The 445-nt window shown below is 40.0% G+C and carries 1 protein-coding gene; it reads right to left on the reverse strand.

From position 1 onward, the window contains the following. Positions 1-47: 47 nt before the first annotated feature. Positions 48-445, reverse strand: a 398-nt coding sequence (locus A3761_RS26495; RefSeq protein WP_197472681.1) for a hypothetical protein, incomplete at its 5' end; no start/stop codon positions are given.

Here is a 445-nt window from a genome sequence, read left to right on the forward strand (position 1 = left end):
TAAACGAAAAAACCGCCTTTATAGGCGGCTTTAATAAAACAAGGCTTTTATTTTTTAGTAAAGTAAACCGGCTTTACTTCCAATTCTTGAGGGGTACCCAATTTAAACTCTCCATCCTCCATCTTAAAAGGGTATGCCCAATGGCGAGCCCAACCAGCAATATGTTCTGTCATCACGATAATTCTCTGGAGATATGTACCGTCATCTCGCTTGATGGCCCTAATATACATAATACCAACTGCCCACATTGAACGCGTTTGAGCAATAGCTGCCATGCTTTCAGCGAGTTTTACTAGAACAACCTGTGAAGGTAGTTTTGCTTCAATATCTGGAATGACTGCTTTAAACTCGGCATCAGGAGACAGCGTCAAGCCAAATGGAGGGAAAGAACCGTTTTTAACAACTTCCTTTTTAATTCTATCAAAGCCTTTGACTATCATATATT

It is taken from the genome of Oleiphilus sp. HI0123, from assembly GCF_001635315.1.